Origin of the sequence: Corynebacterium sp. NML98-0116, from assembly GCF_001767255.1 — a bacterium.
Lineage (GTDB): Bacteria > Actinomycetota > Actinomycetes > Mycobacteriales > Mycobacteriaceae > Corynebacterium > Corynebacterium pseudogenitalium.
The window spans coordinates 674,788-687,485 of the sequence record NZ_CP017639.1; the positions used below are offsets into that span (position 1 = coordinate 674,788).

General features: G+C 56.7%; 12 protein-coding genes. 11 read left to right on the forward strand and 1 reads right to left on the reverse strand.

Annotated features, from left to right (window positions below):
* Nucleotides 1–17: 17 nt before the first annotated feature.
* From BJP05_RS02915 to BJP05_RS02945, 7 genes are all read left to right on the forward strand, one after another.
* On the forward strand, nucleotides 18–830 hold the full coding sequence (locus BJP05_RS02915) for a lytic transglycosylase domain-containing protein (protein ID WP_070362107.1): 813 nt from the start codon (nucleotides 18–20) through the stop codon (nucleotides 828–830).
* Nucleotides 831–1,069: 239 nt separating this feature from the next.
* Nucleotides 1,070–2,344, forward strand: coding sequence for a phosphopyruvate hydratase (gene eno / locus BJP05_RS02920; protein WP_070362108.1), 1,275 nt, complete (start codon nucleotides 1,070–1,072; stop codon nucleotides 2,342–2,344).
* A gap of 90 nt (nucleotides 2,345–2,434) precedes the next feature.
* Nucleotides 2,435–3,034: a septum formation initiator family protein gene (locus BJP05_RS02925; protein WP_070362109.1), complete on the forward strand. Its 600-nt coding sequence runs from the start codon at nucleotides 2,435–2,437 to the stop codon at nucleotides 3,032–3,034.
* A 509-nt stretch (nucleotides 3,035–3,543) separates the two neighbouring features.
* A complete protein-coding gene (locus BJP05_RS02930) occupies nucleotides 3,544–4,728 on the forward strand; it encodes an ImmA/IrrE family metallo-endopeptidase (protein WP_070362110.1) in 1,185 nt (394 codons plus the stop codon).
* A gap of 96 nt (nucleotides 4,729–4,824) precedes the next feature.
* Nucleotides 4,825–5,841: a DUF3644 domain-containing protein gene (locus BJP05_RS02935; RefSeq protein ID WP_070362111.1), complete on the forward strand. Its 1,017-nt coding sequence runs from the start codon at nucleotides 4,825–4,827 to the stop codon at nucleotides 5,839–5,841.
* A 252-nt stretch (nucleotides 5,842–6,093) separates the two neighbouring features.
* Nucleotides 6,094–6,639 carry a DUF501 domain-containing protein gene (locus BJP05_RS02940; protein WP_070363454.1) on the forward strand — a complete coding sequence of 182 codons (546 nt, stop codon included), beginning with the start codon at nucleotides 6,094–6,096 and terminating at the stop codon, nucleotides 6,637–6,639.
* Nucleotides 6,636–7,601, forward strand: a complete 966-nt coding sequence (locus tag BJP05_RS02945; RefSeq protein WP_070362112.1) for a Ppx/GppA phosphatase family protein — start codon at nucleotides 6,636–6,638, stop codon at nucleotides 7,599–7,601. The genes BJP05_RS02940 and BJP05_RS02945 overlap by 4 nt, the downstream gene beginning before the upstream one ends.
* 21 nt (nucleotides 7,602–7,622) lie before the next feature.
* Here the strand turns inward: BJP05_RS02945 and BJP05_RS02950 are convergent, their stop codons facing one another.
* On the reverse strand, nucleotides 7,623–7,871 hold the full coding sequence (locus tag BJP05_RS02950; RefSeq protein ID WP_070363455.1) for a hypothetical protein: 249 nt from the start codon (nucleotides 7,869–7,871) through the stop codon (nucleotides 7,623–7,625).
* A gap of 137 nt (nucleotides 7,872–8,008) precedes the next feature.
* On the opposite strand from BJP05_RS02950, the gene BJP05_RS02955 reads away from it, so the two are divergent.
* From BJP05_RS02955 to BJP05_RS02970, 4 genes are all read left to right on the forward strand, one after another.
* Nucleotides 8,009–9,349 (forward strand): glycosyltransferase family 4 protein, encoded by a 1,341-nt coding sequence (locus BJP05_RS02955; RefSeq protein WP_070362113.1) that lies wholly within the window; start codon nucleotides 8,009–8,011, stop codon nucleotides 9,347–9,349.
* A gap of 9 nt (nucleotides 9,350–9,358) precedes the next feature.
* Nucleotides 9,359–10,882 (forward strand): glycosyltransferase family 4 protein, encoded by a 1,524-nt coding sequence (locus BJP05_RS02960; protein WP_145945239.1) that lies wholly within the window; start codon nucleotides 9,359–9,361, stop codon nucleotides 10,880–10,882.
* Between the two features lie 96 nt (nucleotides 10,883–10,978).
* Nucleotides 10,979–11,872 carry an ABC transporter permease gene (locus tag BJP05_RS02965; protein ID WP_070362115.1) on the forward strand — a complete coding sequence of 298 codons (894 nt, stop codon included), beginning with the start codon at nucleotides 10,979–10,981 and terminating at the stop codon, nucleotides 11,870–11,872.
* On the forward strand, nucleotides 11,856–12,665 hold the full coding sequence (locus BJP05_RS02970; protein ID WP_168156170.1) for an ABC transporter ATP-binding protein: 810 nt from the start codon (nucleotides 11,856–11,858) through the stop codon (nucleotides 12,663–12,665). Before BJP05_RS02965 ends, BJP05_RS02970 begins: the two co-directional genes overlap by 17 nt.
* The last annotated feature ends 33 nt before the right edge of the window (nucleotides 12,666–12,698 follow it).

The following is a 12,698-nucleotide window of genomic DNA, read 5'->3' on the forward strand; positions in this document are numbered from 1 at the left end:
GTGTAGGATCTTCTGCCATGACGTTTTCTGGCCGTCCCGGCAGGCGTGCGCGCGGGTGTGGGTGTGTGGCGCTGCTTGTCGTTGTCGGCGCGGTGGTGATGGTTGTTGCGTTGGTGGCCTTCCTGCTCAGCGCGCTTGGCGGCCCCGAGCAGTTCGTGCAGCGCCAACCCGTCCCGGAAGACGTACCCCCGGCCGCTGCCACGCCACCACCTGCTATTGACGTCCACGCGCCCGGCCGAACCGCCAACGAACTCCACGCGTGGGCTGCCCCTATTGCGGAGGAAATCGGGGTGGACCCGCAGGCAGTGCGTGCTTACGGCAACGCCGCCTTGATCGCGGCGGAGGCCTGGCCTGCCTGCAATCTGCAGTGGAATACGCTCGCCGGCATCGGTTGGGTGGAGACCCGCCACGGCACCTACACGGGCAAGAAGTTCGACGCTCGCCGCCTCGGCGAAAACGGGGTGGCCCAGCCGCCGATTATCGGCCCGGCGCTCGACGGCACGGGCAACTTCGCGCTCATTACGGACACGGACGGCGGCGCCCTCGACAGCGATACCGAGTTCGACCGTGCGGTGGGGCCGATGCAGTTTATCCCCGGCTCGTGGGCGATCTATGGCCGCGACGCCGACGGCGATGGGGTAGCAAACCCGCAGCAAATTGACGACGCCGCCCTGAGCGCCGCGAACCTCCTCTGTGCGAACGGACGTGACCTGTCCACGGCGGAGGGGTGGTCGGACGCGGTGCTGACATATAACCGCTCGCGCGAGTATCTTGACAACGTTCGCGATGCCGCCGCGAACTACGCGCTCACCCAGAGGGCCTCCCGGTAACTCGACGCGAAACGTCGACAAAAGCCACAAAAGTGGGCAAAACCGGGCATGGGCAAAAAGTTTGACCAAGATCACATTTCAAATGGTGTGACCTTAAATGGCGTGGTTGGGGGCCTATCGTTACACGGAAATGCAGGCAAAGCGCGAGTGTGACGAACGCCAACAAGCATTTTTTGGCGCGATCTGGAACAATCGGTAAAGGAAATTTGGTTTGGCCAATCTCAAGGAGATGAACTGTAGTGGCTGATATTATGCACGTCTTTGCTCGTGAAATTTTGGACTCTCGCGGTAACCCAACCGTTGAGGCTGAGGTTTTCCTCGACGATGGTGCGCACGGCATTGCGGGTGTTCCTTCCGGTGCGTCCACTGGTGCGCACGAGGCACACGAGCTGCGTGACGGTGGCGATCGCTACGGCGGCAAGGGTGTTCAGAAGGCTGTCAAGAACGTCAACGAGGAGATCGCTGACGCTCTGGCTGGCATCGAAGCTGACGATCAGCGTCTGCTCGACCAGGCAATGATCAAGCTTGACGGCACGGACAACAAGTCCCGCCTGGGCGCGAACGCAATCCTGGGCGTGTCCATCGCTGCGGCGAAGGCTGCTGCTGAGTCCGCTGGTCTGCCGCTGTACCGCTACATTGGCGGCCCGAACGCTCACATCCTGCCTGTTCCGATGATGAACATCGTCAACGGTGGCGAGCACGCTGACTCCGGCGTTGACGTCCAGGAGTTCATGATTGCTCCGCTGAGCGCTGAGTCCTTCGCTGAGGCTCTGCGCATGGGTGCAGAGGTCTACCACTCCCTGAAGTCCGTTATTAACGCGAAGGGCCTGTCCACCGGCCTTGGTGACGAGGGCGGCTTCGCTCCTTCCGTCGACTCCACCCGCGCAGCGCTTGACCTGATCGTTGAGGCCATCGAGAAGGCTGGTTTCAAGCCTGGCGAGGACGTCGCACTGGCTCTCGACGTTGCTTCCTCCGAGTTCTTCGAGGACGGCGTGTACAAGTTCGAGGGCGGCGAGCACACCGCTGAGGAGATGGCCAAGGTCTACGAGGAGCTCATCGCTGAGTACCCAATCGTCTCCATCGAGGACCCACTGCAGGAAGATGACTGGGAGGGCTACGCAAACCTGACCAAGACCATCGGCGACAAGGTCCAGATTGTTGGCGACGACTTCTTCGTCACCAACCCTGAGCGCCTCGCACGCGGCATCAAGGAGCACGCTGCGAACGCACTGCTGGTGAAGGTCAACCAGATCGGTACCCTGACCGAGACCTTCGACGCTGTGGACATGGCTCACCGCGCTGGCTACCGCACCATGATGTCCCACCGCTCCGGCGAGACCGAGGACACCACCATTGCGGACCTCGCAGTGGCTCTGGGCTGCGGCCAGATCAAGACTGGTGCACCGGCTCGTTCCGAGCGCGTTGCTAAGTACAACCAGCTGCTGCGCATCGAGCAGGAGCTCGGCGACGCCGCTGTTTACGCTGGTCGTTCCGCATTCCCACGCTTCAAGTAATCGCTTGATTCGTACACACCCCCTGCCCATCGCGCGCTCGCGCGTGGCAGGGGGTGTCGTGTTTTTCCCTGCTGTACACTAATGAGCACTATGAGCACTGGCACGCCCCAAGACAAGCACACAGCGAAGCGCCGCAGGAAGCGGCTGGCTCGCACTGTGCCCGTGGCGTCCCGCGAGCAGCGCAAGCAGCAGCTCGCCGAGCAGAAGGCAAACAGGGAGTCGCGCTTCGCCGCCCCCAACTTAGCGACGCTCGCCCTGCTCATCATCGTGCTCATCGCCGTACTCGTGGCAGTAGCAGCCCCACTTCGTAATTTCTACGAGGGCCGCAACGAGATCGCGCGCGCCCAGGCAAATATCGAGCACTTGGAGCGCCGCCAGGCGGACCTTGAACGCGAAATCGCGAAGTACGAGGACCCCGAGTATCTCAACCAGGTCGCCCGCCGCCGCCTCGGCGTGATGGAGCCCGGCGAGTCCGCCTGGCGAGTCATCGACCCCCGCATGACCCACGGCACCACCATCACCTCCGACGAGACCCCGGACGACCGCGGCTGGGCCGTATTCCTCTGGGATTCCCTACGCGAGGTCCCCGAGGACGTCCCCGCTGACGCTCCTGAAGAATCGCCCGCCCCGGCAGAATCGCCTGCTCCCGAAGCGCCCGCGGAAGCACCTGCGGCGCCTGAAGCGCAGTAGCCCGAAGCTAAAAGGTAGCAACAGGATTACTGCAATCCACTTTTTGCGCGCTCCCACCTGGATTATTCCAATCCTTTTACTCCCATTTGGAGAATCACCAGGCTTCCACCGACGCCACCCCGAGCGCTCCCGTCGACCGATTAGCAGCGTGCTATTAGCAGCGTGTGATTAATGGAGTGCGACGCTGGTCGCCGAAAATCACCAAGCCCGGGGCAAACAGCGCGACCTGCATCGCACGACATCTAGCACACGCTTTTTACGCCCACGCTGGGGTCCAACAAGCGCAATCAAGAACCAGAACTGTGTAGCCTGAAACCAACCCAACGGCTTGCGACAACGAGAGGAGCAGTGGCTGGTTGATTACCTCACGCTTCCGAAGAGAAAGAAGCGCTCGAAGCTCACTGAGTTCTTCGGCTGGGTCCTTGGGTTTTAACGTTTAACCAGGCAAGTTAAAGTATTCTCAATTCTGTTGTGCCGTTTGCATTACCAAGGTTGAAAGGAGGGAAGCGATGGGGGTTCTGCGTATTGATATTGAGCCGTCCGTATTGGACTGGGCACTGCGACGTACGGGACTCAGTGACGAAAAGCTCCGTGCCACGTTTCCCAAGGTAAACGATTGGCGCTCAGGGGAGGAGCGTCCGACGCTCAACCAAGCGGAAGAGCTAGCGAAGAAAGCTCGTATCCCATTTGGACGGCTCCTTCTACAGGCGCCTTCTGGCGAAGAGACTGATTTACCTGATTTTCGTACTGTCAGAAATGAGCGTCTCGATGGGTTGAGTCCTGACCTGCAGGAAGTTATTCACTCCGCCGAGGCGCGCTTGGGGTGGTACGCGGATTACGCAGAGGAAGTTGGAATTCCCGGTCCTGAAATTCTGCGCTCTGCCCAAGATTCCACCAGTCCCGTCCTGGCCGCTCGCCAGGCTCGCATCGCTCTGGATCTTGATGAGACTTCTCCTATTGCTGGGCCAGAAAAAGTTACGACACTAACGCACCACATGGAAGATACAGGGATTCTAGTATCCCGGAATGCCATTGTTGGAAACTCTACTCAACGTCATCTGAGTATTGATGAGTTCCGTGGATTCACCCTGATTGATGGGGAATACTGCCTGGTGTTTGTGAATACAAGTGACGCTAAAACTGCGCAGCTCTTCAGTCTCGCCCACGAGTTGGGTCATGTTGCTTTGGCGAAGGCTGGTATTTCTGACCACAGCGACCACCTGCGGGTAGAGCGCTGGTGTAACGAGTTTGCAGCGGCATTCATCGCCCCAGAGACTGCAGTGAAGGAACGGTACAACAAGAAGTGTTCTTTGCTCGACAACGTCACGTCTCTGGCAAGCGTGTTTGGCATCAGTAGGGAAGCGATGCTGTTGCGCTTGAAAGATATTTTCCTGATCGAGCAACAAGAGTTCGACGAAGTTATGCGATTGGTCCGTGTCAGGAAAGAAAAGAAAGCCACACAAGAGGGCGGCGGCGGTCCTTCGTTCCATGTTCTCGTTCGGTCTCGAGTCGGCGGACGATTCTTTGAGACGATCACCTTTGCCGCAAAGTCCGGACAAATTCCTGAGAGAGATGCTGCGCGGCTTCTTGGTGCTGCCTCGTATAAGTCCTTTGAGAACTTGGTGAAGAAAAGCGATTGGGCTAGCAGGGAGGCAGAGTACTTAGGAAGCAAATTTCAGCTGATCGGGGATTAGGTTTTAGAAAGCGCAGGCAGGACAGGGTGCGCAGCGAAACCAAAGGGATCGATATTAGAACGTCTTTGCGCATCGATTCGAGTAAACTTTGGTGATATGTGTATCGATGAAGGAAACGAGCAGACAATTACCCGCTTGCTGGATAAGAGTGAGGAGGCGTTTGTTCTTGCTGTCGAACTGTACAATCGACCGAGCTTAAAATACGGTGCGGAAAGTTGTTCGATTTTGTTGTGCAATGCTTGGGAGCTGATGCTGAAAGCTCACATGATCAGAAAGTGGGGCATTGATTCAATTTACTTCAAAGATGATCCTAGTAGGACTCTTGCTCTTTCCGATTGTTTGAAGAGGGTTTTTACGAATGAGAAGGATCCTCTTCGGGTAAACATGAAGAATGTGATGGAGTTTCGTAATACGAACACGCACTTCATTACAGACGAGTACGACTTGTTTTATGGGCCCTTCTTGCAGTCGTGCGTGGAAAACTATGCGGACAAGCTTTGGGAATTGCATAACCGTTCGGTAAGCGAGCTCATCCCAGACAATCGGTTGGCCTTGGCAATGAGAAGAGGTGCAATCGTTCCTGACGTTATTCGGACAAAGTATGACGCTGCAGTTGCGCAGGAACTACTTGCCCGGCGGAAAGATGTTGCGGATGCTATCGGGGCTGAAGGAAATCAGAGGATCGCGGCGACTTACGAGACCTCGTTGAGGCTGGTTAAAAAGAAGAATGATGCAGATTTGAATGTTTACATTCAAAACGGATCGGAGCATGGCATCGCCATCGTCAAGGATGTGAAAGATGCCGTTAGCTTTTATCCTTATACTGCTGGTAACGCGACTAAAAAGATCGATTCTTTGTTAAAGAAAAGAGGCATTACTTTTTGCTTCAATGGTTCAGTGAAAGAGAAGTTTACTACGTATGCTTTCCAGCTCTTTACCAAAGCGTACGAGATGAAAGGCGATGAGCGCTTCTCCTACGACCGTAAGACTGCGGGAGAGAAAACGAGCAATTGGATATATTCCGAGGCAGCAGTCGAATTTATCGCGCATCAAGTTGAAAAAGACCCTGGTCACTGTCTTGATCAGTTAAGAAGGAAAATTAATACAAAATAACTGAGCCGCAAATCGCCTTCGAAAAGTAAAACACCAACCCTTGGAGCAAAGGAATTCTCAGGTCGTTTGACCCTACTCCCATTCGGGAACCCAGCTGTATCCTTCTCGGGTTGGTGCTGTGATACACATTCTACGCAACCTTAGCCAGTTAGGCAATGCTCCATGACTGATTGTGCAAGAAGCAGCTGAAGCCTTAACCCATCCCACCGCACCGTTCCACCACCGCCCACCTCGTGTGGAACAATGTTGCTCATGCAACCGACTCAAGAGGATCTCAATATCATTCAGGAGCAGCTCGGCCGCGCGCCTCGCGGTGTGCTGGAAATTTCCTACCGCACGCCGGATGGCCAGCCTGCGGTGGTCAAGACTGCACCCAAGCTTGACGACGGCACTCCGTTCCCCACGCTCTACTATCTGACGGACCGCCGTCTCACGGCCGAGGCTTCGCGTTTGGAGGGCGCTCAGGTGATGAAGTGGATGGAGGCCCGCCTGGCCGAGGACGAGGACTTGCAGAAGGATTACCGCCGTGCCCACGAGTACTTTTTGGCGAAGCGCAACGAGATTGAGGATTTGGGTACGGACTTCTCTGGCGGCGGCATGCCGGATCGCGTGAAGTGCCTGCACGTGCTGATTGCGTACGCGTTGGCGGAGGGCCCGGAGCACTTCCGTTTCGGTACGGAGGCTGTGGCGCTCGCTGCTGAGCACGGCAACCTGCGCGGCACCGCGATCCCTGCCGACTGGCCGACGCTCGAAGACCTCGGCATCACGCTCGCGGAGGCGGGGGAGCGCCTCGCATGAGCCAGCCGGTAACACTCGCCGCGGTCGACTGCGGCACGAACTCCATTCGCCTCCTGATCACCCGTTTCGGCCCCGAGACGAACACGTTCGAGGAGGTCTGCCGCGACAACATCATCGTGCGCTTGGGGCAGGGCGTGGACGAGACGGGCGCGTTTAACCCGGAGGCGATTGAGCGCACCCGCAAGGCGCTCGCCACCTACACTGAGCGCATGCTCGCCGAGGGTGCGCAGCGTGTGCGCATGGTCGCCACCTCCGCGACTCGCGACGCTTCCAACCGTGACGTCTTCTTCGACATGACCCGCGAGCTGCTCAGCCAGATCCAGCCCGGCGCACAGGCGGAGGTGATCACGGGGGAGGAGGAAGCCCAGCTTTCCTTCATCGGTGCCACGATGGACCTTCCTGCCGACGACGGCCCCTTCTGCGTCATCGACTTAGGCGGCGGCTCTACCGAGTTCGTTGTGGGCAACGGCGACACCATCGAGGGCCGCATCTCCACCCAGATGGGATGTGTGCGCCTCACGGAGCGTTTCTTGTGCTCGGATCCGCCAGCACCCGAGGAGCTGCGCGCGGCCCGCGATTACGCGCGCGAGCAGGTCCAGCACGCGGCAGCGGTGGTCAACATGGCGAAGGCACGCACGATCGTCGGCTGCGCCGGCACCTTTACGACGCTCTCCGCCCTCACCCAGCGCCTTCCCGAGTACGACCCAACGCGCATCCACCTCTCACGGCTCACCTTCCAAGACTTGCGCGCCACCATCGCGGAGATCCAGGCGTTGAGCGTGCAGGAACGCAAGGACCACCCGGTGATCCACCCCGGGCGTGCCGACGTCATCCCCGCTGGCACCGCCGTCGTCGAGGAAATATTAAAAGCCGCCGAGGATCTCACTGGTCTTGACTCGATTGTGATCAGTGAGAAAGACATCCTCGACGGCATCGTGGCCTCGTTGGTAAGCCACAAATAGTAACTTTAACGCAAGTAAACGCTAGTCCTCGTCCGGTTCCAGGATTTGGTCTTGGTGCCCCCGCTTACCGCGTAAGTCTTTGATCTCGCGCATGCGGGGTTCCGGATCAATCTTGTTCGCAATGGCCTTACGGGTGGAGGTCACCACCTGTTTGGCCACCGGCGAGTTCACCGCTTTCTGCGTGGCGTTGACAATCTGGTGATAGCGCTTGCGCCCGGCTTTCGTGCCGAACACGTACCCGGCGGCTGCTCCGACAACGAATTGAATCATGGGTGCCATAGTACAGAGGATTACGATCTTGCTTCAGTACTGCCACAATTAAGGTTTTAAGAAAGCTAACCGTTATCCTGGATGCCAAGGCACACGCCGATATTGCGATGACTGTTGGTGCACTCTGTGAGAAGGGAATGAAGTTGGCTCGTATTTTGGTGCTATCGCATTATTGGGCGCCAGAAAATGGGGTCCCACAGCGGAGGTGGACGTGGCTCACTGAGATGCTGCACGAGCAGGGGCATTCCGTCAGTGTCATCGCGCCACCGCCGCATTACAATCGCGTGAATGATTGGGCGGAACGCGCCAAGGATGCAAGAGTGCGCACTCGGCGCCGCATTCGGGGGGTGAACAAAGTCGAGTGGGGTCCATCGGGGGAGCGGATCTTTCGGACACAGTATCTAACTGGTGGCTCCGGGCTGACAGCGAAGGCTTTGAACCAAGGATTTGTTGCGCTCTCGACGCTGCTGAAAGTCGCCAAACAGCGCTATAAGGCGGAGGAGGCGACGCCTGATCTCGTCATCGGCACGGTTCCGGCGCTGCCTACTGCTTTTATTACTCCGCTTGCTGCGAAGTTGCTTGGGGTGCTGTACGTGATTGATTTGCGGGATGCCTGGCCGGACTTGTTGAAGTACTCGAATGACTGGAACTCTGGACTGGGTGAATCTTCGTGGCGGGAACGAATCTTTGGTAAGGGGCCAAAGCAGGTTGTGATCGCGCTCGTTTCGCACCTGCTGAAAAAGTCGCTGCGCAACGCCGCCGGTGTGATTGTTACCGCCGATGATTTGGGGGAACAGCTCCAGACAAAGCTAGCTCGCAGAGGCGCAGGCGTTCCGGTGAACGTTTGTACCGTGCGAAATGTGTTTCCAGTCAAAAGCGCATATTCAAGGGAACATGCAACCCATGTGCATCATGTGCAGAGCGACCGCCCGTATCTCAATGTGTTGTACGCCGGCACGTTAGGTCGAGCCCAGAAACTTGGCAATGCGATCGAGGCAGCAGAATTAGCCCACCGACAAGGCGTTGATGTGCACTTGAAGCTTATCGGTGCTGGGGTGACCAAAGAAGCTCTACAAAACCAAGCACGGGAACTCGACGCCGATATCGAAATTTTGCCTAGAACCTCAGCAGATGCGCTCGAGCAGTACTACGCCTGGGCTGATACTGCCCTGGTGCATCTTGCTGATTGGGCGCCACTACAGCGTGCAGTGCCTTCGAAAACATACGAGCTTATGGAAGCTGGGATTCATATCAGTGGGGCAGTGGAGGGTGAACCTGCGCGCTTGATTGAACAGTTGCACGCAGGGCATACAGTGCCCGCGGAAGACCCACAGGCGCTGGCACAACTCTGGGTACGGCTGGCTCATAATCGGGAGCAATTGGAAGTCCCGAGTACTGCGGCTCAGTGGGTGGTTCACGAACGAGACGTTGCGAGTCCAGCTGCGCTACAGAAGTTTCTCGACGCCCTCTCGAACTAAGGCAGTACCGTGAAATCATTGTTCAAAGGTGTGTATCTGCGCCAGGTCGTATTTACTGCGGGATTTATCGCGCAGCAGTGCAGAACTGACGCTGATGCGTTTGCGCGCAACGTGGCGCAGCGACTCAAACATGTTCAGTTCGTGGGTCCTGCGCTGCAGCGTCGTGTGCTTTCGAACCAGGACGATGATCTACAAGACACCGCGAAGGCTGCTCGGCGTGCCTTCGAATCTGGTAATTTTTCGGAAGCCATTGACGTGCTCGCAGGCAGTCGGCGTCACCGGCTGACACGCCAACGTTATGAGTTTGAGCGGGCGAAGCTGTACCAGGACATTGAACGATCTTTGCCGCTGCACGGAGCGAAACGTGTTTTTCACTACCTCACAAACTCGTTGCCGCACACGAGCGCGGGATATTCGCTGCGAAGCCACGCTGTGCTGGAATGTATGCAGTCCGCGGGCATTCAGGTAGCAGCTGCGACGCGGTATGGCTATCCAAATGTTGTCGGCAAGCTTGCTACGGATGAATGTGAGTGTGTCGATGGCATTGATTATTTTCGGATGCTGCCCTTGTGGCCATCGAACTCCTTTTTTACACAGCAAGACCGAGCTGTAAGACAGCTAGTACGGTATGCAGGGAAGTTCGGTGCTGAAGCACTGCACACTACGACGGGATTTGAAAATGCCTTGATCGTCAGTCGCGCAGCAAAACGGCTCGGCATCCCGTGGGTGTACGAGATGCGGGGCGCACCGGAACAAACATGGCTTTCAAAGCAACCAACGGACAAACGCGAGACTGCGAAGCAATCTGAGTACTATCAAGCGGCACACCGCCAGGAACTCGAGGCGGCTCGTCAGGCAGCTGCAGTGGTGGTACTGAGCGAGATTACAAAACGGTCTCTGATTGAGCGCGGAATTAGTGCTGAAAAGATTGTGGTTGCGCCGAACGGTGTGCCCGATGACGCGTTCCAGCGCCGCGATTCGAAGCTTGAACTACGCCGGGAGCTACGCCTTCCCGAGGGCAAGACGCTTGTGGGAGCCATCACCGCAGTTGTCGACTACGAAGGCCTGGAGTACTTCCTCGAGGCACTCACAAAGCTCGATGAGTCTTTCTTTGGTGTCGTAGTGGGAGATGGGGTAGCGCTGGAGCGGCTGAAGGAACAGGCTCAAGCGCTAGGCATTGAACAGCGAGTGCGTTTCGTCGGCCGACAGCCTGCGAGCAGCATTCACAAATGGTACGGGGCGCTCGACGTATTCGTAGTGCCGCGCAAGGACACTGTCGTGTGTAGGAACGTGACTCCTATTAAATCGGTGATGGCACAAGCACTCGACATTCCTGTTGTTGCTTCTGATCTACCCGCGCTCCGCGAAGTAACAGGTGGCATAGAAACGTACGTGGAACCGGAGAATACGATGTCGTTGGCGGAGGGAATCCGCGTCGCGGCAAGCCTCGAACATGACGAAAGGCGTACATTATGGGCGCGAACGAGGGCGTGGTCCGCTGTAGCGCAGGAATACGCCGCGCTATACAGGTAGTGAACAAAATAGCGTTGCTACTGCGTGCTTACTAAGCTGTAACAGTTAGGCTTTGAATGACGGAGAGTTGTTGCACCGCCAGTGGAAGGATTGTTGATGAGTCTTGATACGAACAGTGACGAAGAGAATCACCAGCCTTCCAACACTGTCGTTGTAGATACGTCGTCGTTGAAAAAGCTCTCAGCGCGGCCGCCTATCGGGCAGTACATTGCTGAGATCTGGCAGCGACGCTACTTCCTGCACGCAGATGCCACCGCGAAGGCGTTTCGCACGCCGCGTGACGTCTGGATGGGCAAAGTCTGGCTTATCATTTCGCCGTTGATTGATGCGATGATGTACGCCGTAATTTTCGGTTTAATCATTCGCACGAGTAACGGTATTCAGAATTTCCCTGGGTATGTGGTGCTTGGGGTCACGGTTTTCCAGATTTTCCAGAAATACATCACTGACGGTAATGATTTGGTGAAGAAGCAGCAGAATCTGATCAAGTCGTTCATGTTTCCACGTGCGGCGCTGGTGTTTTCGCAGAGCTTGCGGCTTTTCTATTCGACGATGCTACCTGTGGGAGTTGCGACGGTCTTTACCTTGCTAACGCAGATCCATGAGCCGCTGCACTGGACGATCATCTTTCTCATTCCGCTTTTCTTCCTGGCGCACATTTTCGGTACGGGCATCATGTTCATCGTTGCACGTGTCACCGCCTTTTATCCGGACGCAGAAATTATCTTCCGCCTGGGTCAGCGTTTCTGGTTCTACAGTTCCGGTGTGTTCTTCTCCGTTGAACGTTTTGTCCACCAACCGGTGCTGAAAGAAGTCATGGAAAATAATCCTGGGTACCAGTTCCTGATGGCCGCTCGCAATTGCGTCATGTATGGTCAAGTGCCGTCGATGGATCTCTGGGGGCCGATCATTATATGGTCGTTTGCTACCTTCGCGGTTGGATTCCTTTTCTTCTGGAGGGCGGAAGAGCGCTATGTCACAGTCAAATAGCAATGACAGCGCGATGGTTCCGTCGATCGTGCTTCAGAACATCACCATGGACTACCCAGTGAAGTCTGAGGAAAAGCGTTTCGGTTGGGACACAGTTCGCGCACTCGATGGCATCAACCTCGTGATGTATGAAGGTCAGTCGGTTGGGTTCTTCGGCCAAAACGGCTCTGGGAAGTCGACCATGATGCGGATCATCGCTGGGGCTGAGCGGCCGTCGAGCGGTGAAGTACGTGTGAAATCTCAACCGACGCTCATGGGCGTGCGTGCTGCGCTGCAGCCTCGCCTGTCGGGTGCAAAGAACATTCGGATCGGCTGCCTTGCAATGGGGATGACGCCTGAAGAAACCGAGGCTGCATTCCCTGGGATCATCGAGCTTGCTGATATCGGAGATGCGATCGACCGTCCGATGAACACGTATTCCTCTGGACAGGGAGCACGCCTTGGATTCTCGATTGGACTTGCAACGAACCCCGAAATTCTCATCGTTGATGAGACACTTTCTACTGGCGATGCGGCGTTCGCACAACGCGCAGAAGCCAAAATGCAGTCACTGATCGATAGTGCCGGCACCGTCTTGCTTGTTTCGCATTCACCGAAACAGCTGGAGACAATGTGTGATCGGGGAGTGTGGATTCACGAAGGAAAGATCATTGCTGATGGTGACGTGGAGGGGGTTTCGGCGAAGTACCAAGAGTGGGTCACACTGAAAGGGGCGAATGATTTCGCTGCCGCGGACGAAGTTATCGAACAGGTTCGGTTGGGATATTCTAGCCCCAACATTGTTTTTAAGTAGCGGAGAACACGAGTGGGATTGGGAAACATCCGG

Excerpts from the sequence above, each read along its gene's own strand:
- BJP05_RS02915 (WP_070362107.1), top strand. The coding sequence starts at position 18 with ATGACGTTTTCTGGCCGTCCCGGCAGGCGTGCGCGCGGGTGTGGGTGT.
- BJP05_RS02925 (WP_070362109.1), top strand. The coding sequence starts at position 2,435 with ATGAGCACTGGCACGCCCCAAGACAAGCACACAGCGAAGCGCCGCAGG.
- BJP05_RS02930 (WP_070362110.1), top strand. The coding sequence starts at position 3,544 with ATGGGGGTTCTGCGTATTGATATTGAGCCGTCCGTATTGGACTGGGCA.
- BJP05_RS02935 (WP_070362111.1), top strand. The coding sequence starts at position 4,825 with ATGTGTATCGATGAAGGAAACGAGCAGACAATTACCCGCTTGCTGGAT.
- BJP05_RS02940 (WP_070363454.1), top strand. The coding sequence starts at position 6,094 with ATGCAACCGACTCAAGAGGATCTCAATATCATTCAGGAGCAGCTCGGC.
- BJP05_RS02945 (WP_070362112.1), top strand. The coding sequence starts at position 6,636 with ATGAGCCAGCCGGTAACACTCGCCGCGGTCGACTGCGGCACGAACTCC.
- BJP05_RS02950 (WP_070363455.1), bottom strand. The coding sequence starts at position 7,871 with ATGATTCAATTCGTTGTCGGAGCAGCCGCCGGGTACGTGTTCGGCACG.
- BJP05_RS02955 (WP_070362113.1), top strand. The coding sequence starts at position 8,009 with ATGAAGTTGGCTCGTATTTTGGTGCTATCGCATTATTGGGCGCCAGAA.
- BJP05_RS02965 (WP_070362115.1), top strand. The coding sequence starts at position 10,979 with ATGAGTCTTGATACGAACAGTGACGAAGAGAATCACCAGCCTTCCAAC.
- BJP05_RS02970 (WP_168156170.1), top strand. The coding sequence starts at position 11,856 with ATGTCACAGTCAAATAGCAATGACAGCGCGATGGTTCCGTCGATCGTG.